The sequence below is a fragment of the Streptomyces sp. SAI-135 genome (assembly GCF_029893805.1).
In the GTDB taxonomy this organism is placed as follows: Bacteria; Actinomycetota; Actinomycetes; order Streptomycetales; family Streptomycetaceae; genus Streptomyces.
The window spans coordinates 4,150,449-4,176,132 of record NZ_JARXYP010000002.1; the positions used below are offsets into that span (position 1 = coordinate 4,150,449).

At 72.0% G+C, this 25,684-nt stretch carries 24 protein-coding genes; 11 read left to right on the top strand and 13 right to left on the bottom strand.

Features of this window, described 5'->3' with window-relative positions; genetic code table 11:
- Positions 1–103: 103 nt before the first annotated feature.
- Together M2163_RS23110 and M2163_RS23115 are read left to right on the top strand one after the other, a co-directional pair.
- Positions 104–529: a pyridoxamine 5'-phosphate oxidase family protein gene (locus M2163_RS23110; protein WP_280850912.1), complete on the top strand. Its 426-nt coding sequence runs from the start codon at positions 104–106 to the stop codon at positions 527–529.
- Positions 530–532: 3 nt separating this feature from the next.
- Complete coding sequence (locus M2163_RS23115) at positions 533–1,198, top strand: pyridoxal 5'-phosphate synthase (RefSeq protein ID WP_280894904.1); 666 nt, start codon at positions 533–535, stop codon at positions 1,196–1,198.
- Here the strand turns inward: M2163_RS23115 and M2163_RS23120 are convergent.
- From M2163_RS23120 to M2163_RS23135, 4 genes are all read right to left on the bottom strand, one after another.
- On the bottom strand, positions 1,177–2,049 hold the full coding sequence (locus M2163_RS23120; RefSeq protein WP_280894905.1) for a GNAT family N-acetyltransferase: 873 nt from the start codon (positions 2,047–2,049) through the stop codon (positions 1,177–1,179). The genes M2163_RS23115 and M2163_RS23120 overlap by 22 nt on opposite strands.
- Before the next feature lie 39 nt (positions 2,050–2,088).
- A complete protein-coding gene (locus tag M2163_RS23125) occupies positions 2,089–2,688 on the bottom strand; it encodes a GNAT family N-acetyltransferase (RefSeq protein ID WP_280850909.1) in 600 nt (199 codons plus the stop codon).
- A 685-nt stretch (positions 2,689–3,373) separates the two neighbouring features.
- A complete protein-coding gene (locus M2163_RS23130) occupies positions 3,374–3,766 on the bottom strand; it encodes an OB-fold domain-containing protein (RefSeq protein ID WP_280850908.1) in 393 nt (130 codons plus the stop codon).
- Complete coding sequence (locus M2163_RS23135; protein ID WP_280850907.1) at positions 3,766–4,212, bottom strand: DoxX family membrane protein; 447 nt, start codon at positions 4,210–4,212, stop codon at positions 3,766–3,768. The genes M2163_RS23130 and M2163_RS23135 overlap by 1 nt, the downstream gene beginning before the upstream one ends.
- A 229-nt stretch (positions 4,213–4,441) precedes the next feature.
- Here M2163_RS23135 and M2163_RS23140 point away from each other — a divergent pair, with 229 nt between their 5' ends.
- The 6 genes from M2163_RS23140 to M2163_RS23165 all read left to right on the top strand — a co-directional run bounded on the left by M2163_RS23140 (position 4,442) and on the right by M2163_RS23165 (position 12,938).
- The gene (locus M2163_RS23140) at positions 4,442–6,076 is read left to right on the top strand and encodes a subtype B tannase (RefSeq protein WP_280897298.1); all 1,635 of its coding nucleotides are present in this window, start codon (positions 4,442–4,444) and stop codon (positions 6,074–6,076) included.
- A gap of 240 nt (positions 6,077–6,316) precedes the next feature.
- On the top strand, positions 6,317–7,510 hold the full coding sequence (locus M2163_RS23145) for an NAD(P)/FAD-dependent oxidoreductase (protein WP_280894906.1): 1,194 nt from the start codon (positions 6,317–6,319) through the stop codon (positions 7,508–7,510).
- 148 nt (positions 7,511–7,658) lie between these two features.
- Positions 7,659–9,173, top strand: a complete 1,515-nt coding sequence (locus M2163_RS23150; RefSeq protein WP_280894907.1) for an FAD-dependent oxidoreductase — start codon at positions 7,659–7,661, stop codon at positions 9,171–9,173.
- Between the two features lie 117 nt (positions 9,174–9,290).
- Positions 9,291–11,516: an acetate--CoA ligase family protein gene (locus M2163_RS23155; protein WP_280894908.1), complete on the top strand. Its 2,226-nt coding sequence runs from the start codon at positions 9,291–9,293 to the stop codon at positions 11,514–11,516.
- Positions 11,507–12,292 carry an enoyl-CoA hydratase-related protein gene (locus tag M2163_RS23160; RefSeq protein WP_280894909.1) on the top strand — a complete coding sequence of 262 codons (786 nt, stop codon included), beginning with the start codon at positions 11,507–11,509 and terminating at the stop codon, positions 12,290–12,292. The genes M2163_RS23155 and M2163_RS23160 overlap by 10 nt, the downstream gene beginning before the upstream one ends.
- A gap of 67 nt (positions 12,293–12,359) precedes the next feature.
- Positions 12,360–12,938 (top strand): flavin reductase family protein, encoded by a 579-nt coding sequence (locus tag M2163_RS23165; RefSeq protein ID WP_280894910.1) that lies wholly within the window; start codon positions 12,360–12,362, stop codon positions 12,936–12,938.
- Here the strand turns inward: M2163_RS23165 and M2163_RS23170 are convergent.
- Positions 12,935–14,242 carry an MFS transporter gene (locus tag M2163_RS23170; protein ID WP_280850901.1) on the bottom strand — a complete coding sequence of 436 codons (1,308 nt, stop codon included), beginning with the start codon at positions 14,240–14,242 and terminating at the stop codon, positions 12,935–12,937. The two genes, M2163_RS23165 and M2163_RS23170, sit on opposite strands and share 4 nt — an antisense overlap.
- A gap of 71 nt (positions 14,243–14,313) precedes the next feature.
- Here M2163_RS23170 and M2163_RS23175 point away from each other — a divergent pair, with 71 nt between their 5' ends.
- The gene (locus M2163_RS23175) at positions 14,314–15,294 is read left to right on the top strand and encodes a helix-turn-helix domain-containing protein (RefSeq protein ID WP_280850900.1); all 981 of its coding nucleotides are present in this window, start codon (positions 14,314–14,316) and stop codon (positions 15,292–15,294) included.
- On the opposite strand, the gene M2163_RS23180 is transcribed toward M2163_RS23175, so the two are convergent.
- The 3 genes from M2163_RS23180 to M2163_RS23190 form a co-directional block, all read right to left on the bottom strand.
- Complete coding sequence (locus tag M2163_RS23180) at positions 15,291–16,340, bottom strand: Zn-dependent alcohol dehydrogenase (protein ID WP_280850899.1); 1,050 nt, start codon at positions 16,338–16,340, stop codon at positions 15,291–15,293. The two genes, M2163_RS23175 and M2163_RS23180, sit on opposite strands and share 4 nt — an antisense overlap.
- Positions 16,340–17,491 carry an acyl-CoA dehydrogenase family protein gene (locus M2163_RS23185; protein ID WP_280850898.1) on the bottom strand — a complete coding sequence of 384 codons (1,152 nt, stop codon included), beginning with the start codon at positions 17,489–17,491 and terminating at the stop codon, positions 16,340–16,342. The genes M2163_RS23180 and M2163_RS23185 overlap by 1 nt, the downstream gene beginning before the upstream one ends.
- 151 nt (positions 17,492–17,642) lie before the next feature.
- Entirely contained in the window at positions 17,643–18,509 is an 867-nt protein-coding gene (locus tag M2163_RS23190) for an SDR family oxidoreductase (RefSeq protein ID WP_280850897.1), read from the bottom strand.
- Between the two features lie 85 nt (positions 18,510–18,594).
- Here M2163_RS23190 and M2163_RS23195 point away from each other — a divergent pair, with 85 nt between their 5' ends.
- A complete protein-coding gene (locus M2163_RS23195) occupies positions 18,595–19,521 on the top strand; it encodes a cyclase family protein (protein ID WP_280850896.1) in 927 nt (308 codons plus the stop codon).
- A gap of 316 nt (positions 19,522–19,837) precedes the next feature.
- Here M2163_RS23195 and M2163_RS23200 read toward each other — a convergent pair whose 3' ends face one another.
- The 3 genes from M2163_RS23200 to M2163_RS23210 all read right to left on the bottom strand — a co-directional run bounded on the left by M2163_RS23200 (position 19,838) and on the right by M2163_RS23210 (position 22,925).
- A complete protein-coding gene (locus M2163_RS23200; protein ID WP_280854170.1) occupies positions 19,838–20,299 on the bottom strand; it encodes an ATP-binding protein in 462 nt (153 codons plus the stop codon).
- 509 nt (positions 20,300–20,808) lie between these two features.
- Positions 20,809–21,681: an acyl-CoA dehydrogenase family protein gene (locus M2163_RS23205; protein ID WP_280850895.1), complete on the bottom strand. Its 873-nt coding sequence runs from the start codon at positions 21,679–21,681 to the stop codon at positions 20,809–20,811.
- Between the two features lie 107 nt (positions 21,682–21,788).
- A complete protein-coding gene (locus tag M2163_RS23210; RefSeq protein WP_280850894.1) occupies positions 21,789–22,925 on the bottom strand; it encodes an acyl-CoA dehydrogenase family protein in 1,137 nt (378 codons plus the stop codon).
- A 137-nt stretch (positions 22,926–23,062) separates the two neighbouring features.
- On the opposite strand from M2163_RS23210, the gene M2163_RS23215 reads away from it, so the two are divergent.
- Positions 23,063–24,571 carry an AMP-binding protein gene (locus M2163_RS23215; protein WP_280850893.1) on the top strand — a complete coding sequence of 503 codons (1,509 nt, stop codon included), beginning with the start codon at positions 23,063–23,065 and terminating at the stop codon, positions 24,569–24,571.
- Here the strand turns inward: M2163_RS23215 and M2163_RS23220 are convergent.
- Together M2163_RS23220 and M2163_RS23225 are read right to left on the bottom strand one after the other, a co-directional pair.
- The gene (locus tag M2163_RS23220) at positions 24,550–25,062 is read right to left on the bottom strand and encodes an EF-hand domain-containing protein (RefSeq protein ID WP_280850892.1); all 513 of its coding nucleotides are present in this window, start codon (positions 25,060–25,062) and stop codon (positions 24,550–24,552) included. The genes M2163_RS23215 and M2163_RS23220 overlap by 22 nt on opposite strands.
- 183 nt (positions 25,063–25,245) lie before the next feature.
- Positions 25,246–25,626 (bottom strand): STAS domain-containing protein, encoded by a 381-nt coding sequence (locus M2163_RS23225; RefSeq protein WP_280854169.1) that lies wholly within the window; start codon positions 25,624–25,626, stop codon positions 25,246–25,248.
- Positions 25,627–25,684 lie beyond the last annotated feature (58 nt).

A 25,684-nucleotide genomic window follows, 5' to 3' on the forward strand; every position in this document is an offset into this window, starting at 1 on the left:
ACAGGCCCAGGGCACCCCGGCGCCAACTGCCGTGCGGGACAGGCGATGAATGCGTCACATCCACTCCCCCGGGCCCGGTGACGGTCCGAGTACCCTGCACGGTATGGCCCTGACTCGCGAGCAACGTGAACAGTTCCTGGCCGAGCCGCATGTCGCCGCGCTGGCGGTCGACGCGGGAGAGGGGCGCGGGCCGCTCACCGTGCCGATCTGGTACCAGTACGAACCGGGCGGCGACCTGTGGATCCTGACCGGCGCCGGTTCCCGCAAGCACGAGCTGATCCGGGCCGCCGGCCGCTTCTCCCTGCTGGTCGACCGGATCGAGCCGACCATCCGGTACGTGTCCGTGGAGGGTCCGGTGCTCGACACGCAGCCGGGCACCCTCGCCCACCTCCAGGAGATGTCCGCCCGCTATCTGCCGGCCGAGAAGGTCGACGGGTACGTGGAGTTCGCCGCGAAGAACCACGGCGAGCAGGTGATCATCCGGATGCGGCCCGAGCGGTGGGTGACGTCCGACCTCGGTACCGTCTGAGGCATGGCAACGGATCTTCACGAGCTGCTCAGATCACTGCGGGTGTGGGACCCGGCGGTCACCTCGCTGTCCTCCTTCGACCCCGCCGCCGCGCCCGCGACCCCGCTGGAGCTGTTCACCGCCTGGTTCGCGGAGGCGGTGGCCGCCGGGCAGACCGAGCCGCACACCATGTCCCTGGCGACTGCTGACGCGGAGGGCCGCCCGGACGTGCGGACCGTGATGCTGCACGGGGCCGACGCGGACGGCTGGGCCTTCGCGAGCCACTCCCACAGCCGCAAGGGCGGGCACCTGGCGGTACGGCCGTACGCCGCCCTCGGCTTCTACTGGCCGGTCCTCGGCCGCCAGGTGCGGGTGCGGGGGCCGGTGACGGCCGCGCCTTCCGCGGAGGCGGCGGCGGATCTGCACGCCCGCTCCACCGGCGCGCTGGCCGCCGCGCTCACCGGCCGGCAGAGCGAGGTGCTCGGCTCGCTCGACGAGCTGGCGCGGGTCTCCGAGGAGGCGTGGCGGCGGGCGCAGGAGGAACCCGAGGCGCCCGTCCCGTCCTGGACGCTGTACCGGCTCGCCCCCGAGGAGGTGGAGTTCTTCCAGGGGGACGAGCGCAGGCGGCACGTACGGCTCAGTTACCGGCGCACGGAAGGCGGTTGGGCTCAGGAACTGCTCTGGCCCTGAAAGTCGTACACCGTGAAGTCCGCCACCGGCCGGTAACCGAGGCGCTGGTAGAGGCCGTTGCTCGTGGGGTTGGCCAGGTCGGTGAAGAGCAGCACCTCGTCGGCGCCCCGCTCGCGGGCGAGTCGGCTGACCTCGGCGGTGACGGCACCGGCGTAGCCGCGACCGCGCAGCGGGGCCGGGGTGTAGACGGGTGCCACCCGGATCTGGCCGGCGACCGGCGGGGTGAGGCCGGCCATCGCGAGGGGCGTGCCGTCGGAGGACTCCCAGAGGGTGACGCCGCCGTAGGCGAGGCGGGCGTCGGCCCAGGACTCGGGGGGCGTGCCCCCGCTCTCGCCGACGGCCCTGCCGAACTCGCCGAACCAGCGCACCAGCAGGTCGCGGTCGCCGTGCCCGGCGATTCGCGCCCGTCCCTCCGGCAGGGGCCGCGGGGCGGTGAGCGTGCCGAGCCGGTACAGCCGCTGCCGCCGGTACGGCACGGGGGTGGCCCCGGTGCGCCGCCGCCAGGCCTCGGCGAAGGCGGCGGCCGTCCCCGCGTCGGCGCTCACCCCGGGGACGGGCTGGCCCAGGGACTGCAAGTGGGCGGCCAGGGAGTCGGCCCGTTCGGCGGTCAGCGGCGTGAGGAACAGCCGGTGCGGCGGGGTCCGGAAGTAGGTCGCGCGTACGCTTCCGCCCTCCTCCAGCAGTCCGAGGACGGGGACCCCGCTCCCGTACGCGTGCGGTCCTCGGGTGCGCAGCACCTCGGTCACGGTGAGCGGGACGGTGTGCAGGTCCGGGCGCGAGCGCAGGAAGTCGCCGGCGCGGACGAGGAACGCGTCGAGGTCGTCGGTGGCGTGCCAGGCTGTGGGGCGCATGTCTCATGATCCTGCGCGACCGTGCCGGACGCCTCCGAATTACGACGGCTCGGGGTCCGTCGCCAGCCGCGCGTGCAGGTGCATGTCCCGGAACGCGTCGTGCCGCCCCGCTTCGAACGTCGCCCCGCGCAGCGTCCCCTCGTAGCGGAATCCGCACCGCTCGGCGACGTGACAGGACGTTACGTGACCGAGGGCGTGGTCCAACTCCAGTCGGTGCAGGCCGAGTTCGGTGTGGGCCCAGTGGGCGGCGAGGAGCAGGGCGCGGGTGGCGACGCCCCGGCCGCGGGCCTCGGGCAGGACCCAGTAGCCGACGCGGGCGGTGCGGAAGACGTGGTTGATGACGTTGACGCCGATGTGGCCCAGGGTCGTACCGCTCGACTCGTCGGTGATCCGGTACGACGCGCTCGTGCCGTCCGCCGCCATGTCGGCCTTGCGGCGCAGCGACTCACGGGCGCCGGCGAGGTCGTCGATCAGGGTGAGCGGGGTGTTCCAGCGGACGAACTCCGGATCGGTCACACCTCGCAGCCACGCCTGCGCGTCCGCGTCGGCATCCGGGTCCCACGACCGCAGGCGCAGACCGTGGCCGCACAGCTCCGGGAAGGGACGGGGTACGAGGTGATGAGCGTCGGCTTCGGCCACGATCTCATTCAAGCCGCTCGAACACCCCCACGGACCGGAATCCCGGCACAGAATCCGCGAACACCGGGTCCGGCGCCGACGCGGGGCGCGACCCCTGAAGGACGGACGACGCCTCGTCACGCCGGCCGAACAGGCCAGATGCGCAACGAAGCCCGGTCGCCCTCCGCCCGCCCGTGCCCTGGAGCACCTCCACGTCACCGAGACCGTCCAGCTGCCCGGCCACGTGCGCGATCTCGCCCACAGCCGGGCCTCAGCACGCCCGGCAGAAGCAACCACTCACCCCGACGGCCCACACCAGACCGACGACAAGACCCGACCGGCCCGTCCGACAGCCGAACAGCCCGCCACCTCCGCACGCGGAGCGAGGACACCGCGCCGGGTCCCGCCCAGACCGTAGGTCCCACGCACGCGGTCGAGCGACGGCACGGCCGCCAAAAGCAACCACTCACCCCGACGCCCCACACACCAGACCGACGACAAGACCCGACCGGCCCGTCCGACAGCCGAACAGCCCGCCACCTCCGCACGCGGAGCGAGGACACCGCGCCGGGTCCCGCCCAGACCGTAGGTCCCACGCACGCGGTCGAGCGACGGCACGGCCGCCAAGAGCAGCCCGGCACTTCCGCACCCCGGCCCGGAACACTGCCACCAGGTCGCCAAGCCCCCCACGGGCCCGCACCGCCGCTCATTCCGCCGGCCGGAACTTGGGCACTCCCTCCGGGAACACCGCCATCAGCTCCAGCCCCGCCCGCAGGTCCCCGTGTGCGCAGTCGACGACCTCCGTCATCATCCGGGGGCCCTCCGCGAGGTCGACGACGGCGGCGACGTAGGGGGTGCGGTCCTTGAAGGGCGGCAGGTCGTTGCGGTGGACGACGGACCAGGTGTGGAGGGTGGCCCGGCCGGTCGCCGTGTGCCAGGAGACGTCCTCGCTCCAGCAGTGCGGGCAGAACTCCCGCGGGTAATGGTGGACTTGGCGGCAGTCCCCGCACCGCCTGAGCAGCAGCACGCCGCGCGCCGCCGCGTCCCACCAGGTCCGGGTGAAGGCGTCCGTCTCCGGCAGGTCGTACCGCGCGCCCATCAGAACCAGCCCAGCGCGGCGTCGAGCGACCACGTCTGCCAGGACATCGCGAACAGGGCCACCACCGAGATGAGGGCCATCATCGAGTTCTGCCCCTGCTCGGCCCAGTCGTGGATCATCAGGGTGAAGTAGAGGACGTTCAGGAGCAGACCGCCGACCAGGGCCAGCGGGGTGAGGAGACCGAGCACCAGTCCCGCGCCCAGGGCGAGTTCGGCGTAGGCGACGACGTACGCCATCGTCTTCGGGCGGGGCGCGACCACCACGTCGAACCCGCTGCGGACCGGGGTCCAGCGGTGCTTGGCGGCGATGTCCGCGGCCCAGGTGATGCCGCCGCCCTCGAACCACGTCTTCTTGTCCTTGTGCCGCCAGCTCTCCAGCCACCACAACCCGAGGCCTATGCGCAGGACGGCCAGCCATTGCGCGCCGGTCAGCCAGATCGTGTCCATAAAATCTGACGGTACGTCAGATCGGCGAGAGCGGGAAGACCGCGAGCCCCGCTCCCGGCGAGGATCCATGAGAGAACCCTGTGCGCCGACTGAGAAGCTGTGGGTCCCCCGTGAATACCCGGGATTGTTGGCAATTTTGTCGAAGATACGGCTACGTTCGTTCCCGCCAGCCACACCGCCTAGGGAGCCAACCGTGAAGCACAGGGCAATCAAGCGCAGGAACGTCGTCATCGGACTCGGTGCGACGGCTGGAGTCGCGGCCATCGGAGGCGTGGCCATGAACGCCAGTGCGTCGACCGACAGCTCGACCGGAAGCGGCGACGACGGCCTCGTCTTCGACCCCGAGGCCTACACGAAGCTGACGACGACCGTCACCGACACCGAGGGCACGGAGCACGCGGTCACCTACCACTTCTGGAAGGCGATCACCTACGTCGCCAAGCCGGTCGACGCGACCTACCAGTCGCTGAACGTCAGCGTCCCGGTCGAGATCGACGGCACCGCCGTCGACGCGAGCAACGCCCCCATCCTGTTCGCGAACTCCGTGGGCGGCTACATGCCGTCCTCCGTGGCGGACGCCACCGGGATCGGCGCAGGCGGCATGGGGGGCGGTACGGGCGGCGGCGCGCCGAGCGGGGCGCCCACCGCGAGCGCCTCAGCGAGCTCCTCGGCCGGTGCCACGGCACCCGGCGCCAACGGGAACACCAACGCCACCGGCGGTGCCCTCTCCAGCAACCAGCTCCTCGCCCTGGCCGCCGGCTACGTCGTCGTCGAGCCCGGCGCCCGCGGCCGCGGCCTCAAGAACTCCGCGGGCCAGTACTACGGCAGCGCCCCCGCCGTGATCGTCGACCTCAAGGCGGCCGTCCGGTACGTACGGTCCAACAAGGGCCGCATCCCCGGTGACGTCGACCGGATCGTCTCCGCCGGCACCAGCGCGGGCGGCGCGGTGTCCGCTCTGCTCGGCGCCTCCGGCGACAGCCCGATCTACGACACGTACCTGAAGGAGATCGGCGCGGCCGACGCCTCCGACGCGATCTTCGCGGTGGGCGCCTGGTGCCCGATCACCGACCTGGAGCACGCCGACGGTGCCTACGAGTGGAACTGGGGCACCAACGCCCTCAGCACCGGCAAGCAGGTCGACCAGACGGTCTCCAAGGAACTCCGGTCGCAGTTCGCCGAGTACCAGGCGAAGTTGCGGCTGCGCGGCCTCAAGGGCTCCGGCTTCGGCACCCTCACCGCCCGGAACTACGACGAGTACCTGCTCAAGCAGTACATGGAGCCCTCGGCCACCACCTATCTCGCGGCCCTGTCGGACTCCGAGCGGGAGACCTACCTCGCCAAGAACACCTTCATCGGCTGGGACGGCGAGAAGGCATCCTTCACCTGGGCCGACTACCTCACCCACGTCGGCGCCCGCAAGAAGACCGTGCCGGCCTTCGACGCCTTCGACCTGTCCGCGGGCGAGAACAACGAGTTCGGCTCGACCACGACCGCCAACCGCCACTTCACCGCGTACGGCGCAAGGAACGACACCACGGGCCTGTCCACCAAGCGCGTCGAGAACGACATCCCCGAGCTGCTGAACCTGATGAACCCGATGTACCACCTCGTGGAGAAGGTCAACGGGAAGCGTTCCAGGCACTGGTGGATCCGCCTCGGCAGCAACGACACCGACACCTCGCACGTCATCTCCGCCAACCTCGCCGCCCGCGCCGAGAACCTCGGCGACGAGGTGAACCACCTCTACTACTGGGACCAGGGCCACGGCGCCAACACCGACCCGGGCGACTTCATCACCTGGATCGCCGAGGTCACGGGCTACCGGAAGGCCAAGAAGGGCACCAGGAGCACGAAGGCCGAGTAGCCCCCGTCCGAGCAGCCCCCACCGACGCGGCCCCGGTTTCCCGTCAGTTTCCGGCCGCCGCACACCACGGCGTCGAGGTCCGCAGCAGCGGATCCGGCGCCGTGGCCTTTTCGGTTTCCGCACAACCAGGTGACCTACGCCACAGGCCCCACCCGCCCCTCCTACAGTCGTGATCGATCCGCAACCAATTCCCGTCTTGACCGAGACCCATCAACGCGCTGTCTGATTACGCTCGCGCTCATGGCCGACTCCGTACCCGCAGACCGCCCCGAGCAGCCCGATCGCCCCGTGTACGTCATCGGCGGCGGCCCGGCGGGCCTCTCCGTCGCGTACGCGCTGCGGGCCCGGGGTGTGCGCGCGGTCGTCCTGGAGAAGTCCGAGCAGGTCGGCGCGTCCTGGCGGCGCCACTACGACCGGCTGCACCTGCACACCACCCGCCGCCTCTCCGCCCTGCCAGGACTGCCGATGCCCCGCCGCTTCGGCCGCTGGGTCGCCCGCGACGACGTGGTGCGCTACCTGGAGAAGTACGCCGAGTTCCACGAGCTGGAGACCGTCACCGGGGTCGAGGTCTCGCGCGTCGAGCGCACCCCCGACGGCACCGGCTGGCTGCTGCACGCCACCGGCGGTCGCGAACTGACCGGCGCCGCCGTGGTCGTGGCCACCGGCTGGAACCACACCCCGCTGCTGCCGGACTGGCCGGGCCGCGAGGAGTACAAGGGTGAGCTCCTGCACGCCGGCGAGTACCGCAACCCGGCGCCCTACGCGGGCCGTGACGTCCTGGTCGTAGGGGTCGGCAACACCGGCGCCGAGATCGCCGTGGACCTGGTCGAGGGCGGCGCCTCGCGGGTACGGCTGTCCGTGCGCACCCCTCCGCACATCGTCCGCCGCTCCACGGCCGGCTGGGCCGCCCAGTACACGGGCGTTCTCGTACGGCGCCTGCCGGTCGGCCTCGTGGACCGGCTGGCCCGGCCGCTGGCCAGGCTCAGCGTGCCCGACCTGTCCGCGCACGGTCTGCCCCGCCCGGACACCGGCCTCTACAGCCGGGTCAAGGAGGGCGCGATCCCCGTCCAGGACGTCGGCCTCATCGACGCGATCCGCGCGGGCCGGGTCGAGGTGGTGGCCGCCGTCGAGGGCTTCGAGGGCAGCGAGGTCCTGCTCACCGACGGCACCCGCGTCACCCCGGACGCGGTGATCGCGGCCACGGGGTACGCCCGCTCGCTGGAGGACCTGGTCGGCCACCTCGACGTCCTGGACGCACACGGCGGCCCGGTCGTCAACGGCGCCCGTTGCCCCGAGAACGCCCCCGGCCTCTACTTCAGCGGTTACGTCACCCCCATCAGCGGCACCTTCCGCGAGGTGGCGATCGACGCGGAGAAGATCGCGAAGGCGGTGGAGAAGCACGGCACGGGCCGGCTCTCCCGGCTCCCCGTCTGACACAGAACGCCTCAACTCGCTTCACCAGCGCTCCTGTTACATCTGCGAGAGATGTGACAGGAGCGTTGTCGTGTGCCCTCGTACAGGGCCAGAATGTGAACAACTCTCATGTTCTAGCTCCACACTCTCTCCACTACGGAGGACGCACGTGGCACGCGAAAGACAGCTCCCCCCGCTTCCCCCGCTCCCCTCGCTCTCCCGGCGCTCCCTGCTCGGCGGTGCCGCCGCCGCGGCGGGGGCCGTGACCCTCACCGGCACCGCCGCCTCGCCCGCCTCGGCCGCCACCCGAGACGTGGACGTCGCGATCGTCGGCGGCGGTCTCGCCGGGCTCACCGCCGCCCGTGACCTGGTCGCGGGCGGAAGGACGGTCGCCGTCCTGGAGGCCCGTGACCGCGTCGGCGGCCGGGTCGTCAACCTGAAACTGGCGAACGGCGGGGTCACCGAGGGCGGCGGCGAGTTCATCGGCCCCACCCAGGACCGCATCAAGGCGCTCGCCGACTCGCTCGGAGTGGGGACCTTCGCCACCTACAACACCGGCAACAACCTGCTCTACAAGGACGGCAAGAAGACTCCGTACGCCACCGACGGCCTCCTCGGTTCGGTCCCGCCGATCGACGCGGCGGGACTCGCCAACGCGGCGATCGTGCAGGCCTCCCTCGACGACATGGCCAAGCAGGTCCCGGTGGACGCCCCCTGGACCGCGGCCAAGGCCGAGGAGTGGGACCGGCAGACCTTCGAGACCTGGCTGCGCGCCAACGCCGTGATCCCGTCGGCCAAGTTCCTCCTGGACGTGGCCTGCACGTCGATCTTCTCGGCCGAGCCCCGCGAACTGTCGCTGCTGTTCGTGCTCTTCTACATCGCGGCCGCCGGCAACGAGTCCACTCCCGGCACCCTGGAACGCCTCACCGAGACCGCGGGCGGCGCCCAGGAACTGCGTTTCGTCGGCGGCTCCCAGCTGGTCCCGATCAAGCTCGCGGCCACCCTGGGCGACCGGGTGGTGCTGAACGCCCCGGTGCGCACGATCGCCAGGTCCGGCGCGAAGTACGTCGTCACGGCCGACGGCGTCACCGTCACGGCCAAGCGGGTCGTGGTCGCCGTACCCCCGCCGCTCGCGGCCCGCATCACCTACGACCCGCTGCTGCCCGCCGCCCGCGACCAGCTCACCCAGCGCCTGCCGATGGCCTCGGTCGGCAAGGCGATCGCGATCTACGACACGCCCTTCTGGCGGGCCGACGGTCTCAACGGCCAGGTCGTCTCCGACACCGGCGTGGTCAGCTCGACCTTCGACAACTCCCCGCCCGACGCCTCCTACGGCGCCCTGATGGGCTTCATCGAGGCCGACGAGGCCCGCAAGTACGACGCGGCGAGCGAGGCGGAGGTGAAGGCGGCCGTCCTCAAGGACTACGTGACGTACTTCGGCCCGAAAGCGGCCTCCCCCACCTCCTTCGTCCTGCAACGCTGGAACAACGAGGCCTGGACCCGCGGCGGCCCGGTCTCCATCGGAGCGCCCGGGGTGCTCACCCAGTACGGCCCCGCCCTGCGCGCCCCCGTCGGCGGCATCCACTGGGCCGGGACGGAGACGTCGGTCCACTGGATGGGCTTCATGGACGGCGCGGTGCGCTCGGGCGAGCGGGTGGCGAAGGAGGTGCTGGCGGTGCTGTAGGCCCGTGCCCGTCGGTCCGTTCGTTTTGCGGTGCACGACCATTCCTGACACTACGTCAGTTCTGTAATCTGACAGAGCGTCAGTTATGAGTGCTGTCACACAGGAGCGGGCGGACCGATGCTTGGATCAACCCACGGCACCCTCACCACCGACTCCCGCCGGGCCCGGGTCATCGCGTGCGGCGAGCAACCCGGGCCCGCCGTCCACGGCCGGCCCGCCGAGGTCGACGATCTCGACGTCGGCGGCCGGCCGCTGTACGCCGACGTCCCCGATCTGGACCGTTTCTTCCGGCCGGAGTCGGTCGCCGTGATCGGCGCCTCGGACACCGAGGGCCGCCCGAACACCGGTGTCACCCGGCAGCTGATCGACTGGGCGGACCGGGTGGGCGCCCGGCTGCACCCGGTGCACCCGACCCGCGAGGCCGTCTTCGGCATCCCCTGCGTGCCGTCCGTGGCCGAGCTGCCCGAGCAGGTCGATCTCGCCGTCCTGCTGGTCGCCGACCCGCTCCCGCTGATCGGCGAACTGGCCGAGGCCAAGGTGAAGTTCGCGGTCGTCTTCGCCTCCGGTTTCGCGGAGACCGGCGAGGAGGGGGCCGCGGCCCAGGAGCGTCTCGCGGCCGCGGTGGCGGAGTCCGGAATGCGGCTGCTGGGGCCCAACACCAACCTGAACGCCTTCTCGTCCTTCCGTGAGGATCTGGACGGGCCGGGCATCGCCCTCATCACCCAGTCCGGCCACCAGGGCCGCCCGGTCTTCGCCCTCCAGGAACTCGGCATCCGCCTCACCCACTGGGCCCCCACCGGCAACGAGGCCGATCTGGAGACCGCGGACTTCCTCTCCTGGTTCGCCGAGCGCCCCGAGGTCGGTGCCATCGCCTGCTACCTGGAGGGCCTCAAGGACGGCCGCTCCTTCCTGCTCGCCGCCGACCGGGCCGCCCGCCGCAAGGTGCCGGTCGTCGCGGTCAAGGTCGGCCGCACCGAGACCGGCGCCCGCACGGCCGCCTCCCACACCGGCAAGCTCACCGGCGCGGACACGGTGGTGGACGCGGCGATGCGGCAGTACGGCGTGATCCGCGTCGACGGACTCGACGAACTCCAGGACACCGCGGCCCTGTTGGCCCGCGCGAGGCCACCGCGGGCGGAGGGGGTGGTCGTCTACTCGATCTCGGGCGGGACCGGCGCCCACTTCGCCGACCTGGCGACCGAGGCGGGACTGCGGCTGCCCGCCCTCTCCGAGGCCAAGCAGGCCGAACTGCACCAGTGGATACCGGAGTTCCTGAGCGTGGCCAACCCCGTGGACAACGGCGGGCACCCGGTCGGCGACTGGCGCGGCCGGAAGATCATCGACGCGATCCTCGCCGACCCCTCGGTGGGGGTGCTGATCTGCCCGGTGACCGGGCCGTTCCCGCCGCTGAGCGACCGGCTGGTGCGGGACCTGGTGGAGGCGGCCGAGGAGACCGACAAGCTGGTGTGCGTGGTGTGGGGATCGCCCGTCGGCACCGAACCGGCCTACCGCGAGGTCCTGCTCGGCTCCTCCCGGGTGGCCACCTTCCGCACGGTCGGCAACTGCATCACCGCCGTGCGCGCCTGGCTCGACCACCACCGTTTCGTCACCGGCTACCGCTCCCCCTTCGACGAGGCGCCCCGCTCCCCCTCGCCGTCCTTCCGCAAGGCGCAGGCCCTGATGCGTCCGGGCCAGCAGCTGAGCGAGCACGCGGCGAAGCAGTTGCTGCGGGCCTACGGGATCCGGGTGCCGCGCGAGCAGTTGGTGACCAGCGCCGCGGCGGCCGTCCGGGCGGCGGGCCTGGTGGGCTATCCGGTCGTGATGAAGGCCTCCGGCGCGAGGATCGCCCACAAGACCGAGCTCGGCCTGGTGAAGATCGGCCTGACCTCCGCGAGCCAGGTCCGTGACGCCTACCGCGAGCTGACCGACATCGCCCGCTACGAGGACGTGTCCCTGGACGGCGTCCTGGTCTGCCAGATGGTCGAGCGGGGCGTGGAGATGGTCGTGGGGGCCGCGCACGACGAACTGTTCGGGCCCACCGTGACGGTCGGACTCGGCGGGGTGCTGGTCGAGGTGCTGCGGGACACGGCCGTACGCGTGCCGCCCTTCGGTGAGGAGCAGGCCCGGGACATGCTGGAGGATCTGCGCGGGCGGGCGCTCCTGGACGGGGTCCGGGGACGGCCCCCCGCGGATCTCGACGCGCTCGTGGAAGTCGTGCTCCGCGTGCAGCGGATGGTGGTGGAACTCGGGGACGAGGTCGCGGAGCTGGACATCAACCCGCTGATGGTGCTGCCCCGGGGGCAGGGGGCGGTGGCGCTGGACGCGTTGGTGGTGTGCCGGTGAGCGAGGTGACCCGTACCGTCGACGGCCAGGTCGCGTACCTCACCCTCAACAGGCCCGAGGTCCTCAACGCCCTCGCACCCGGGGGGCGGGACCTGCTCATCGAGCTGCTGACGAGCGCGTCGGCCGATCCGGACGTACGGGCGGTGGTCCTCACCGGTGCGGGACGCGGCTTCTGCGCGGGGGCGGACCTGCGGGGCGCGCCCGGGGCCACGGCTCCCGGTGACGTCGCCCGCACGATCCGCCTCGGCGCCCAGCGCCTGATCGCCGCCGTCCTCGACTGCGAGAAGCCGGTGATCGCGGCGGTCAACGGCACCGCGGCCGGCCTCGGCGCGCATCTCGCCCTCGCCTGCGATCTGGTTCTGGCCGCCGAGTCGGCGCGGTTCATCGAGGTGTTCGTCCGCCGGGGCCTGGTCCCGGACGGTGGCGGCGCGTATCTGCTGACCCGGCTCCTCGGCCCGCAGCGCGCCAAGGAGCTGATGTTCTTCGGGGACGCGCTCGGCGCCGCCGACGCCGAGCGCCTGGGCCTGGTCAACCGGGTGCTGCCGGACGGCGAGTTGGAGAAGACGGCCCGCGAGTGGGCGGCCCGTCTCGCCACCGGACCGACCCGCGCCCTCGCCCTGACGAAGCAGCTCGTGAACGCCTCCCTGGACTCCGACCGCACCACCGCCTTCGCCGCGGAGGCCGCCGCTCAGGAGATCAACATGACGACGACGGACGCGAAGGAGGGCGTGGCGAGCTTCGTGGAGCGCAGGGCCCCTGTGTACCGAGGGCGTTGAGATGCTCCTTGCGGGCGGTCCTCCACCCCTTCCCATCTGACGACCCGTCAGCTTCAATGGGGATGTGATGGGACAAGCAGGAATGGCGGAGGCGGCCGTCCGCTATCTCAGGTCGGGCAAGGGCCGCCCCGTCGAGGCGCTGCCCCGGCCCGAGCTCCGGTGCGTCCGCGAGGACGAGCGGGCGCCGGTCGACCCGGCCGGGTTCCGGCAGGTGCTGGGCGAGTTCGCGACCGGGGTCACGGTGATCACGGCCCCCGGCACGCCGCCCGCCGGTTTCGCCTGCCAGTCCTTCTCCTCCCTCTCCCTCGACCCCCCGCTCGTCGCCTTCATGGTCGGCCGGGCGTCGACGACCTGGCCGCGCATCGCCCGGGCGGGCGTCTTCTGCGTGAACGTGCTGAGTGCGGACCAGGGCGGGCTGTGCAGGGCGTTCGCGGTGAGCGGCGCGGACAAGTTCGCGGGCGTCGCCCACGACCCGGCCCCGGCCTCCGGCGCCCCGCGCCTCGCCGGCACGCTCGCGTGGATCGACTGCACGATCCACGCGGTGCACACCGGCGGGGACCACCTCATCGTGGTGGGGCGGGTGGCGGAGCTGGGGACCGGCGAGGGCGAGGCCCCGCTGCTGTTCCACCGGGGCCGGTTCCTCTAGGCCGTCGCCGCCAGGGTCACCGCGGCCGGCCGCCGCCGGATCACCAGGGCCATCAGCGCCGCCGCCGCGCACAGCGCTCCCGACGCGTACCAGACCATGTCGTAGGTGCCGAAGACGTCCCGGGCCACGCCGCCGAGGAAGGCGATCAGGGCCGCGCCGACCTGGTGGGAGGCGAGGACCCAGCCGAAGACGATGGCGCTGTCGTCGCCGTACTGCTCACGGCACAGGGCGACGGTGGGCGGGACGGTGGCGACCCAGTCGAGGCCGTAGAAGACGATGAAGAAGAGCATCGGCGGGTGCACCGAGGGGGCCAGGAGCATGGGCAGGAACAGGAGCGAGATGCCGCGCAGGGCGTAGTAGACGGCGAGCAGACGGCGCGGCTCGAAGCGGTCGGTGAACCAGCCGGAGGCCACCGTGCCGACGACGTCGAAGACGCCGATGACCGCCAGCAGCGAGGCGGCGGCCGTCACCGGCATGCCGTGGTCGTGGGCGGCGGGCACGAAGTGGGTCTGGACCAGGCCGTTGGTGGAGGCACCGCAGATCGCGAAGGTGCCGGCGAGCAGCCAGAACGGGCCCGTGCGGGCGGCCTTGAACAGGACCGTGACCGCCCTGCGCGCGGCGCCCTGGACCGGCGCCGGCTTCGGCACGAACTCCTTGGCGCCGTAGGGCCGCAGCCCCACGTCGGCCGGGTGGTCGCGCAGCAGCAGCCAGACGAAGGGGACCACCGCGAGGGCGGCGAGCGCGACCGTGATCGCCGCCGGGCGCCAGTCGTGCTTCTCCACCATCCAGGACAGCACCGGCAGGAAGATCAGCTGGCCGGAGGCGGAGGCGGCGGTCAGGATGCCGGTGACCAGGCCGCGCCGCTCGGTGAACCAGCGGTTGGTGACGGTCGCGGCGAAGGCCAGCGCCATCGAGCCGCTGCCGAGGCCGACGAGCAGGCCCCAGTAGAGCATCAGCTGCCAGGCGGCCGTCATCCACACGGTCAGGCCCGAGCCGACCGCGATGACGGTCAGGGCGACCGCGACGACCCGCCGGATGCCGAAGCGGTCCATCAGCGCCGCCGCGAAGGGCGCGGTCAGGCCGTACAGCGCGAGGTTGACGGAGACGGCCGCGCCGATGGTGCCGCGCGACCAGCCGAAGTCCTCGTGCAGGGGGTCGATGAGCAGGCCGGGCAGGGAGCGGAAGGCGGCCGCGCCGATGATCGTCACGAAGGTGACGGCGGCGACGAACCAGGCGCGGTGGATGCGTGATCCCCCGGGGGACCGGGTTTCCTCGACGGCTGCGGCTTCGGTTGTCTGGGTCACGACATAGAGCTTGCGGCCCGCGGCCCGGCGGATCCATTGGCCCGAAGGACAGTATTCGTTAGGATCGGGCCATGAAGCCGCACCGCGTCGTCGTCCTCGCCATGGACGGAGTGCTCCCCTTCGAGCTGGGCATCCCGCACCGCATCTTCGGCCGCCCCAGGGACACCGAGGGGCGGCGGCTGTACGACGTCGTCACCTGCTCGATCCGCCCGCCGGGCCCGGTGCAGACCGACGCCGACTTCGCCGTCCAGGTCGAGCACGGCCCGGAGGCCCTGGCCACCGCGGACACCGTGATCGTCCCGGCGTCGTACGAACTGGGCCCGGTCTTCGAGCAGGGCCGGCTGACCGACGAACTGGCCGCCGCCCTCGCCCACATCCGCCCCGGCACCCGGCTCGCCTCGATCTGCACCGGCGTCTACGTCCTGGCCGCCGCCGGCTTCCTCGACGGCCGCCCCGCCACCACGCACTGGGCCGACTCCGACCGCCTCCAGCGGCTCTTCCCGCAGATCAGGGTCGACCCGGACGTCCTGTTCATCGACGACGGGGACGTCCTGACCTCCGCGGGCGTCGCGGCCGGCATCGACCTGTGCCTGCACATGGTGCGCCGCGACCACGGCACGGCGGTCGCCACCGACGTGGCCCGCCGCACCGTCGTACCGCCGCACCGCGACGGCGGTCAGGCGCAGTACATCCACCGGCCCGTGCCCGACCCGCAGCAGTCGACCACGACCTCGGCGCGGGCCTGGGCGCTGGGCCGTCTGCACGAGCCGATCCAGCTGCGGGACATGGCCGAGCAGGAGGCGATGTCGGTGCGCACCTTCACCCGGCGCTTCCGCGAGGAGGTCGGCGTCAGCCCCGGCCAGTGGCTCACCCAGCAGCGAGTGGAGCGGGCCCGGCACCTCCTGGAGTCCACCGACCTCTCCGTCGACCAGGTCGCCCAGGACGCGGGCTTCGGCACCGCCCAGTCGATGCGCCAGCACCTTCAGGCGGCCCTCGGCGTCACCCCGACCGCGTACCGGCGCACGTTCCGGGCCGGGGCCCTCAGCAGCTAGAAGGTCAGCACCCCCCGGGCCACCCGCCCCGCCTCGGCGTCGCCCACGGCCTTCTCGAAGTCCTCGATCGGGTAGGTCTCGGTGACCAGCTCGTCGAGGAGCAGCCGGCCCTGCCGGTAGAGCTCGGCGTAGAGCGGGATGTCGCGCTGCGGGCGGGAGGAGCCGTAGCGGCAGCCCAGGACCGACTTGTCCAGGTAGAGGGAGGAGACGAGGAAGGCGGCCTCGGCCCCCGACGGAGGCACCCCGAGCAGCACGGCCTGGCCGTGCCGGTCGAGCAGGTCGATCGCCTGGCGGATCAGCTCCACGCGGCCCACGCACTCGAAGGCGTGGTCGGCCCCGGTGGGCAGCAGCTCCCGCACGCCCTCCGTGGAGGTCAGGAAGTCCGTCGCCCCGAACTGCCGGGCCGCCGCCTCCTTCGCCGGGTTGGCGTCCACGGCGACGATCCGTGACGCCCCCGCGATCCGGGCCCCCTGGATCACGTTGAGCCCGATCCCCCCGGTCCCGATCACCAGCACGCTTTCCCCCCGGTCCACCCGGGCCCGGTTGAGCACGGCCCCCACGCCGGTCAGCACCCCGCACCCGATGAGCGCGGCGGACGTCAGCGGGAGCTCCTCGGGGATCCGGACCGCCTGCACGGCCTTCACCACGGTCCGTTCCGCGAAGGCGGAGTTGCAGGCGAACTGGAACAGCCGCTCGCCGCCCCGTGAGAACAGCCTCCGGGGCCGCCCGATGGCCTTGCGGCACATGGTCGGCCGCCCCCGGTCGCAGTCGGCGCAGGCACCGCAGTTGGCGAGGGTGGACAGCGCCACGTGGTCACCTGGCCCGACATGCGTGACCCCCTCCCCCACCGCCTCCACCACGCCCGCGCCCTCATGCCCCAGCACCACCGGGACCGGGAACGGAATGGTCCCGTCCACGACGGACAGGTCGCTGTGGCACAGCCCGGCCGCCGCGATCGCGACCCGCACCTCGCCCGGCCCCGGGTCCCCCACCTCCAGATCGTCGACGACCTGGACCTGTCTCCCGTCGAACAGCACGCCGCGCATCACACGACCCCCTTGGGTTCCCTGGGCAGACCGAGCACGCGCTCGGCGATGATGGTGCGCTGGATCTGGTCCGAGCCGCCGTAGATGGTGTCGGCCCGTGAGAACAGGAACAGCTGCTGGAGCGCGTCGAGTCCGTACGGTGCGGAAGCGGTCCAGTCCCCGGGCCCGACCGTGGCCCGCGCCCCGCGCACGAGCATCGCCAGCTCCCCGAGCCGCTGATGCCAGCCCGCCCACAGCAGCTTGGCGACACTGGAGGCCCCGGCGTCCCCCGAATCCCCGAGCGTGCGCAGGGCGTTCCAGCGCATGGTCCGCAGCTCGGCCCACTGCCGCACGAGCAGAGCGCGTACGACGGGATCGGCGACCGCGCCGGTACGTACGGCGGTCTGCACCACCTGGGTCAACTCCTGCGCGAACCCGATCTGCTGGGCCAGCGTGGAGACTCCCCGCTCGAACCCGAGCAGGCTCATCGCCACCCGCCAGCCGTTCCCCTCGCCTCCGACGACATGGTCCGCGCGCGCGTGCGCCCCGTCGAAGAAGACCTCGTTGAACTCACTGGTCCCGGTCAGCTGCCGGATCGGCCGCACCTCGATGCGCCCCGGCTGGTCCATGGGCACGAGCAGGAAGGTCAGCCCGTGATGCCGCCGGGACTGCGGATCGGTCCGGGCGAGGACGAAACACCAGTCCGCCTCGTGGGCGAGGGACGTCCAGATCTTCTGCCCGGTGATCCGGTACGTGCCGTCCCCGCCCCGCGCGGCCCTGGTCCGCACCCCGGCGAGATCGGACCCGGCGCCGGGTTCGCTGTACCCCTGGCACCACAGCTCCTCCCCGGCGGCGACGGGAGGCAGGAACCGGGCCTTCTGCTCGTCGCTGCCGTGCGCGAGAAGCGTCGGCGCGAGCAGCTTCTCCCCGATGTGCCCGGACCGAGCGGGCGCCCCGGACCGCGCGTACTCCTCCGCCCAGACGACCTGCTGCGTGAGCGTGGCAGTCCGGTTCCCGTACCCGGCCTCACCCCAACCGAGCCCGACCCACCCGGACTTACCTAGTGTCCGCTCCCAGGCACGCCGGTCCTGAGAGCCATCGACATGGCCGGAAAGCCATTCCCGCACTTCGGTACGGAACGTCTCGTCATCGTCGCCGAATCCAAAGTCCACGAACGTCTCCTCTCAACACCGACCGCGTTGAACTCCCCCAGGGGCGCGGGTGCCCCTCCCGACAGGCCGGCCCGAACTCCCCAGGGGCGCGGGGAACTGCCCGACCAGCCACAACGAACCCGCAGCCGCCCGCCCCCGCACCCCCGACCCCTCACGCGCCCGGCCCCGAGAGCAACGGCATCGGATCCACCCCCACACTCCCCGGCAGGAACTGCGCGATCGACTCCGGCGTCCACCCGCCGGAGGCGTACGCGGCACGCAACTCCCGCGGCTGCGCCCACACCGCGATCTTCGGCCCCGCCACGGTGTACACCTGCCCGGTGACCTCCCGGGCCCGCTCGGACAGCAGATAGACCACCATGGCGGCCACGTCCTCCGGCTCCCCGATCTCCGTCAGCTCGAAGGGGACGTTCGCCGACATCCGCGTACGGGCGACCGGCGCCACGGCGTTCGCGGTCACTCCGTACTTGTGCATCGCGAGCGCGGCACTGCGGACCAGCGAGATGATCCCCCCTTTCGCGGCACTGTAATTGGCCTGCGAGAAGGACCCCTGGTGATTTCCGCTGGTGAATCCGATCAACGTGCCGGCCCGCTGCTGCCGCATCACCGCGCAGGCCGCCCGGAAAACAGTGAACGTCCCCTTCAAGTGGGTCGCGAGAACGGGATCCCATTCCTCCTCGGACATGTTGAACAGCATCCGCTCACGGAGGATCCCGGCCACGCAGACCACGCCGTCGAGCCGCCCGTAGGAGGACAAGGCGGTGTCGACGACCCGCTGTCCGCCCGCCATCGTCGAGATGTCGTCGGCCACGGCGACGGCCTCACCGCCGGCGGCCTCGATCTCCTTCACCACCCCGGAGGCGATCTCGCTCGCGGGGGAGGCTCCGTCGATCGAGACGCCGTAGTCGTTGACGACGACCCGTGCCCCCTCGCCCGCCGCGGCCAGCGCCACCGCCCGCCCGATCCCCCGTCCCGCGCCGGTCACGGCGACGACCCTGTCTGCCAAGAAGTTCCCCACGCCCGGCCCCTTCCCGCGGTTTCTGACGGACCGTTAGATTCTATGACCCGTCAGATGTGCGGACACAAGCCCCGGGGAGGGCCCGATGTCACTTCCGGCCGCGTTCCACGACATCGCCAAGCGCGTGAACAACTGGGGGCGTTGGGGCGCCGCCGACGAGATCGGCACCCTGAACCTGATCACCGACGAGGTCGTCCGCGAGGCCGCCGCGACCGTCAGGACCGGCCGCCGCGTCCCCCTGGCGCTCCCCCTGAAGCAGGACGGTGTGCAGACCGGGATGATGCCGGGCCGGGTCAACCCGCTGCACGCGATGGTGCAGATCAACCAGGAGATCTTCGGCCCGGGGACGGTGGCGTGCAGCGACGACGCGGTGACCATGGGCCTTCAGGCGGCCACCCACTGGGACGCGCTCACCCATGTCTCGCACTCGGGCCTGCTCTACAACGGCCGCCCGGCCGGCACCATCACCCCGCACGGCGGCGCCGAGTTCGGCGGTATCGACAAGGCACGGCACGTCGTCTCGCGCGGGGTGCTGCTCGACGTGGCCCGCGCGCGGGGGGTGGACCGCCTCGACGGGGGGCACGCCGTGACCCCCGAGGACCTGGAGGCCGCCGAGGAACTCGCGGGCACGCGGGTGCGCGCCGGGGACGTCGTGCTCGTACGGACCGGGCAGATCCAGGTGTATCTCGCCGGGGACAGGGAGGCGTACGCCCATCCGTCGCCGGGGCTGTCGGTCCGCACCCCGGAGTGGTTCCACGCGCGCGATGTGGCCGCGGTCGCCAACGACACCCTCACGTTCGAGATCTTCCCGCCCGAGATCGAGGACCTGTGGCTGCCCGTGCACGCGCTGGACCTGGTGGAGATGGGGATGCTCCAGGGCCAGAACTGGAACCTGGAGGAATTGTCCACAGCCTGTGGAGAAGCCGGCCGGTACGCGTTCCTGCTGTCGGCGATGCCCGAGCCGTTCGTCGGCGGCACCGGAACACCCGTGGCCCCGGTGGCCGTTCTGTGAGGAGTCGGCCGGCGGCGCGCATGTCCGCCCCGAGCACGGCATCGCGCGCCGCCGTCATCGACTTCCTTCCGCCCTGAGGAAATCGACACCGCGTCACGATCCGCACTCGTCGAGGGCTCCCGTCACCGAACCCCTCGGCGTCCCCTCGCGGCGAATCGCCGACCACAAGCGTCATCAATCGAACACGTTGAGTCAACAGCCGTACGGGGATTTATTACTTACGACCCATTTGTCACGACCGCGCACGGGTGCACGTCCCGGCGCACCGCCCCGCGGCGAGAAAGAGGTGACGGCGGCCTCTGCCACCGTGCGCCGGTCACACCGCCTCGAACGCGAACCCCTCGTAGGCCGAGGTGTCGACGCCATAGGTCTCGGCGGCCTTCCGCGGCCGGTCGCAGCGGTCGAGTTCGCACCAGATGCTCTTGCCGACCCCCTCGGGGCTCCAGCCCCAGCGGTCCGCGAGACCGTCGACAAGGGCCAGGCCGCGGCCGCCGGTCGCGTCACCGTCCACGCAGCGCGGCACCGGGGCCCGGCCGCTGCGGTCGGCGACCTCCAGACGCACCGTGGCCGACTCCCCTTCGGCGTCCGGCAGGGACAGCCGCAGGACGGCCGGACGGCCCGTGTGCACCACGGCGTTGGTGACCAGTTCGGACACCAGCAGGATCAGGGTCTCGGCGACCGGTTCGTCGACCTCTATCCCGGACCCGGCGAGCCGCGAGCGGGCCCACCTCCGGGCACGTCCCACCTCTGCCGGCTCGGGCCGGATCTCCAGCTGCACTTGAAGCACCTGCACCGCTCACACCATCCGAACCGGCGGGCACATGGCCCCGCGCCTCACGAGGGCCACGATCGTAGCCATTTTTTGCATGACCAGAACAATGACCAAAGCCGGGGTCACAGAACGTGAATCCCTTACGAGACAGCATGGTTGACGTACAGTCACGCCAACAAGCGCTTCGGGCATATTCCAGCGCGAAGGAGTACCCGTGCGGGATACTGTGCGACGCCCGTCGCGGGAAGTCGAACAGGCGGTGGACACAGGCCTTCCCGCCTCGCGAGCAGCGGCGCGCATCGCCGGATCCGGCGCCGCCCCATCGGCAACACCGGCATGGCTCGTGCTCGGAACCACTCGCATCTCACACAAGGTACCGGAGCGGGACGCCGACTCCAGGACGTGACGAGTCACACATAGGACACAACCCGATATCAACGCTCCGTGATTCCGGTATGCCACAATCCGCGACATCCGCTGCGGGGGCACCGACGACCGGGCTGGCCGAGAGCGCCTCAGGCCAACAGATCGACGGCGAGCAACTCCTCACTCTCCGCACCGCCGCCGCCCCGCCGGGACCGCACCCAGGCCCGCTTCAGATGCAGATGCACCTCGCACTCCCAGGTGAAGCCCATTCCGCCGTGCACCTGGAGGCAGTCCCGGGCGCCCCGCTCCGCCGCCTCGTCGGCCAGCAGCCGGGCCGCCGCGATGTCCACCGGGTCCGCGGTCACGGCGGCCGCGTACACCGCGGCCCGGGCCGTCTCCGCCCGCACCAGCATCTGCGCGCACAGGTGCTTGACCGCCTGGAAGGCCCCGATCGGCTGCCCGAACTGCTCTCGCGTCCGCGCGTGTTGCACGGCGAGCTCACACGCGCGCGTGGCCGTGCCCAGCTGCTCGGCGGCCGTGAGGAGCACGGCGACGGGATCGACGGCACGCGCGCGAGCCCCGGGCACGCGATGCACCGGCGTCAGCGGGTCGACCGAGGTCAGGGCCACGGCCCCGGCGGCGTCCCCCCGTACGACATCGGCCGCGTCCAGCCACTCCACCAGCCCGCCACCGTCCACGTCGGCGACGACGGCCTCGCCGGAGGCGGCCCCTGGGACCGTGCCCGCCGCGAGGTGGGTCGCCACCAGCGGCCCGGGCAGCAGCACCCGTCCGGCCTCCTCGAAGACCAACACGGCCTCCGGCAGCCCCAGCCCGACCCCACCGTCCGCCTCCGGCACCCGCAGCGCGAAGAACCCGGCGGCCCCCAACTCCCGCCACAGCGCCCGGTCCAGACGGGGATCGTCCACGGCAGCCCGCAGTACCGCACCGCCGAACCGCCGCGCAAGCAGCTCCCGCATGGCCGCACGCAGCGCCAGCTGGTCAGAAGTCAGTTGAAACCGCACGTCACGTCCCCCTTCTCACGAGGGCTGCGACAGCCCACCCAGGGGCGCGGGGAACTGCGCGACAAGCCCCCACCGGCCCGCACTCGGCACACCACCCCAAGCCCCCCTCACCGCCCCTTCGGCAACCCCAGAACCCGCTCGGCCACGATGTTCCGCTGAATCTGCGAGGTCCCCGCCGCGATCGTGTACGACAGCGACGACAGCCGGTCCAGCACCCAGGGCTGTTCGAGATCCAGCGACCCGGCACCCAGCACATCGGCAGCCACGTCGTACAACTCCTGCCGAGCGTGCGAGTACCGGAGCTTGAACACGGAGCCCCCCACCCCCGGCACCCCGCCCCCGCTCGCCTCCGCCTCGCTCACGTTCCACTGCGTGAGCCGCCACAGCGCCCGGAACTCCGCGTTCAGCCGCCCCAGCCGGCGCCGCAGCACCGCATCGTCCCAACGCCCGTCGTCCCTGGCCGCCGCGGCGACCGAACGGAGCACCCGCCGGCAGGCGACCACCTCGCCGACGAACGCCGTCCCGCGCTCGAAGGACAGCGTCACCATGGTCACGCGCCAGCCGTCGTTCTCCGCGCCCACCCGGTTCGCCACCGGCACCCGCACCTCGTCGAGGAACACCTCGGCGAACTCGGTGGACCCGGCGAGCGTGCGCAGGGGCCGCACCTCGACACCGGGCGCGGACATCGGCATCGCCAGCCACGTGATCCCGCGGTGCTTGGGCGCGGCCGGGTCCGTGCGCACCAACAGCTCGCACCAGTCGGCGACTTCGGCATGCGAGGTCCAGATCTTGGAGCCGGTCACGACATAGTCGTCGCCGTCCCTGCGGGCGCGGGTGCGCAGCGCCGCGAGGTCGCTCCCGGCGTCCGGTTCGCTGAAGCCCTGGCACCAGACCTCCTCGCCCCGCAGGATCGGCGGCAGCCAGCGCTCGCGCTGTCCGGGCGTTCCCTCGGCGGCGATCGTGGGCCCCGCGTGGAGCAGACCGACGAACCCGGCGCCGACGTAGGGCGCGCCCGCGGTCTCCGTCTCCTCCAGGAAGATCAGCCGTGTGGTGGGCGAGGCGTCCCAGTGCACGTGCGCGTACCCGGCGTCGTAGAGCATGCGCTGCCAGCCGAGGTCGTAGGCCCTGCGTCCGGGCCAGTCCCGTGGGGACGGCTTCGGCGGCAGCGCGGGGAGCGCCTTGGCGAGCCACTCGCGCAGCCGCGCCCGGAACTCCTCCTCCTCCGGCGTGTACGCGAGGTCCATGACAGCCGCCCCTATCTGATGAACCGTCAGATCTTGGCAGGCTAAGTCCCGCACCCCTGGACCGACAAGGCGTCGAGCCCTACGCTCTGCCACGATCTGACTGTCCGTCAGATCCGTTGCCGCACAAGGGGGCCGCCGTGACCGACACCGCCCACGCGCTCAGCGCGTCCCGCACCCTCTGGGAACTGGTCGCCCGCCGCGCCGACCTGACCCCTGACCGTCCGGTCCTCCTCCAGGACGACCGCACGCTCACCTTCGGCGAACTGCGCACGCGCGGCGAGCGCGTGGCGGCCGGCCTGTACGGCATGGGCGTACGTCCCGGCACGGTCGTCGCCTGGCAGCTGCCCACCCGTATCGAGACGGCCCTGCTCTCCTTCGCCCTGGCCCGTCTCGGTGCCGTGCAGTCGCCGGTCATCCCCTTCTACCGGGACCGCGAAGTCGGCTTCGCCCTGCGGGAGTCGAAGGCGGAGTTCTTCGCGGTACCGGGCCTGTGGCGCGGCTTCGACCACACGGAGATGGCCCGTCGGCTCGGCGCCAAGGGCGTCTTCGAGGCGTACGACGACCTCCCGGACGGCGACCCGGCCGTCCTCCCCGCCCCGCCCGCCGACGGCACCTCCGTGCGGTGGATCTACTGGACCTCGGGCACCACCTCGGACCCCAAGGGCGTGCTCCACACGGACCGTTCGCTGATCGCGGGCGGCTCCTGCCTCGCGCACGCGCTGCGCCTGACGGCGGACGACGTGGGCTCGATGGCCTTCCCGTACGCGCACATCGCGGGCCCCGACTACACGGTGATGCTGCTGCTGTACGGCTTCCCGGCGGTGATGTTCGAGCAGTTCGCGCTGCCGGACGCGCTGGAGGGCTACCGCAGGCACGGGGTGACGGTGGCGGGCGGTTCGACGGCGTTCTACTCGATGTTCCTCACCGAGCAGCGCAAGCAACCCGGTGTGCCCGTGATCCCCTCGCTGCGGCTGCTGGCCGGCGGCGGGGCGCCCAAGCCGCCGGAGCTCTACCACGCCGTCGTACGAGAGCTCGGGGTGCAGCTGACCCACGGGTACGGCATGACCGAGGTGCCGATGATCACCATGGGGGCGCCGGACGACACGGTGGAGAACCTGGCGACGACCGAGGGGCGGCCGCCTCAGGGCATGTCGGTGCGGATCGTGGACGGGGAGGTGCGGCTGAAGGGGGAGGCGGTGTGCCGGGGGTATCTGGACCCGGCGCAGACGGCGGAGGCCTTCGACGAGGAGGGCTATCTGCGCACCGGGGACCTGGGGTTCGTGAAGGACAGCGGCCACCTCGTGCTCACCGGGCGGCTCAAGGACGTGATCATCCGCAAGGGAGAGAACATCTCGGCGAAGGAGATCGAGGACCTGCTGGCCGCGCATCCGGACGTCGGTGACGTGGCGGTGATCGGACTGCCGGACGCCGAGCGCGGGGAACGCGTGTGCGCCGTCGTGGAACAGCCCGAAGGCGCCGGGAAGCTGACCCTGGACGCCGTGACGGACCATCTGCGCGCGGAAGGACTGTCCCCGCACAAGCTGCCGGAGCAGCTGGAGGTGGTGGACGCCCTTCCGCGCAACGAGACCCTGCGCAAGGTGCTCAAGTACAAGCTGCGGGAGCGCTACTCGGGCACGGTGAAGTAGCGCGCGAAGGCGGGCACGATCTCCGCCTCGCCGACCTTGCCGTCGCCGTCGGTGTCCAGGCCGGCCGCGGCCGCCCGCGCGACGTCCTCGCCGACGCCCAGGATGCGCAGCACGCGCGCGGTGTCCTCGACGGTGGCGCGTCCGTCGCCGTCCTGGTCGGCGACGGCGATCGCCGCGTGCAGGAAGGGGCGCGCGATCTCGGCGAACCGGTCCGGGTTGTCGCGCAGCCGCTTGAGCGCGCCGTTCACGAACTCGTCGCGGGTGATCCGCTGGTCGCCGTCCCGGTCGGCGATCCCGGCCATGCCCTGCCAGAACGCCTCGGCGCCCACGTACAGCGCCTGTCCCTTGTCGGAGCGCGCCGCCGTGCCGAACTCCGTGAGCAGCGCCTTGGCCGCCACGTTGAAGTCCTCACGGTCGATGTAGCCGTTGCCGTCCTGGTCGAAGGTGGCGAACCGGTCGGCGATCCTGCGCTCGTACTCGCTGCTGACCATGTCTTTCGGGCCGCCTCACATCACGTCGGGTGCATCTCGCACGGAGCGTACGACGCGGGCGGCGCCCAGGGGGCCGGAAGGCGGCGCTTGTGCCAAGACCGGGGGAATTTCGGGACAACGGTGTGGCAGTCCCAGTGCCCCGGGTCACAGCCGTGCGGATTCGAGGGGTTACTGGTGCCGGACTCAGGCGGACAGTGGTCCCGCCTCCTCGTCGGTCGCCGAGTCCAGGTCCGGGTGGACCTCGAACAGGCGGCGGACGCCCAGCGCGCCGAGCACGCGGTTGACGTGCGAGCCGTCGGCGGCGCCCTGGGCCGGGAGGATCAGACGCAGCTCACCCCGGCAGGAACGGATCAGCCGGCGGGAGGCGATGAGGACGCCGACACCGCTGGAGTCGCAGAAGTAGACCTCGGAGAGGTCGAGGACGAGACTGTGGCGGCCCTCGGCCACCGCGTCGTGCACCCGCTGGCGGAGCACCGGCGAGGTCACCAGGTCCAGCTCGCCCGACACACTGAGCACGGTCCAGTCGCCCTGCTCGTCGCCGGTCACATTGAACGCCACCACCATGCCCTTCATTCGCCGGAAAGCAAACGGAAGCCTTTCCTACGCTTCCTTGCAGCGTGGC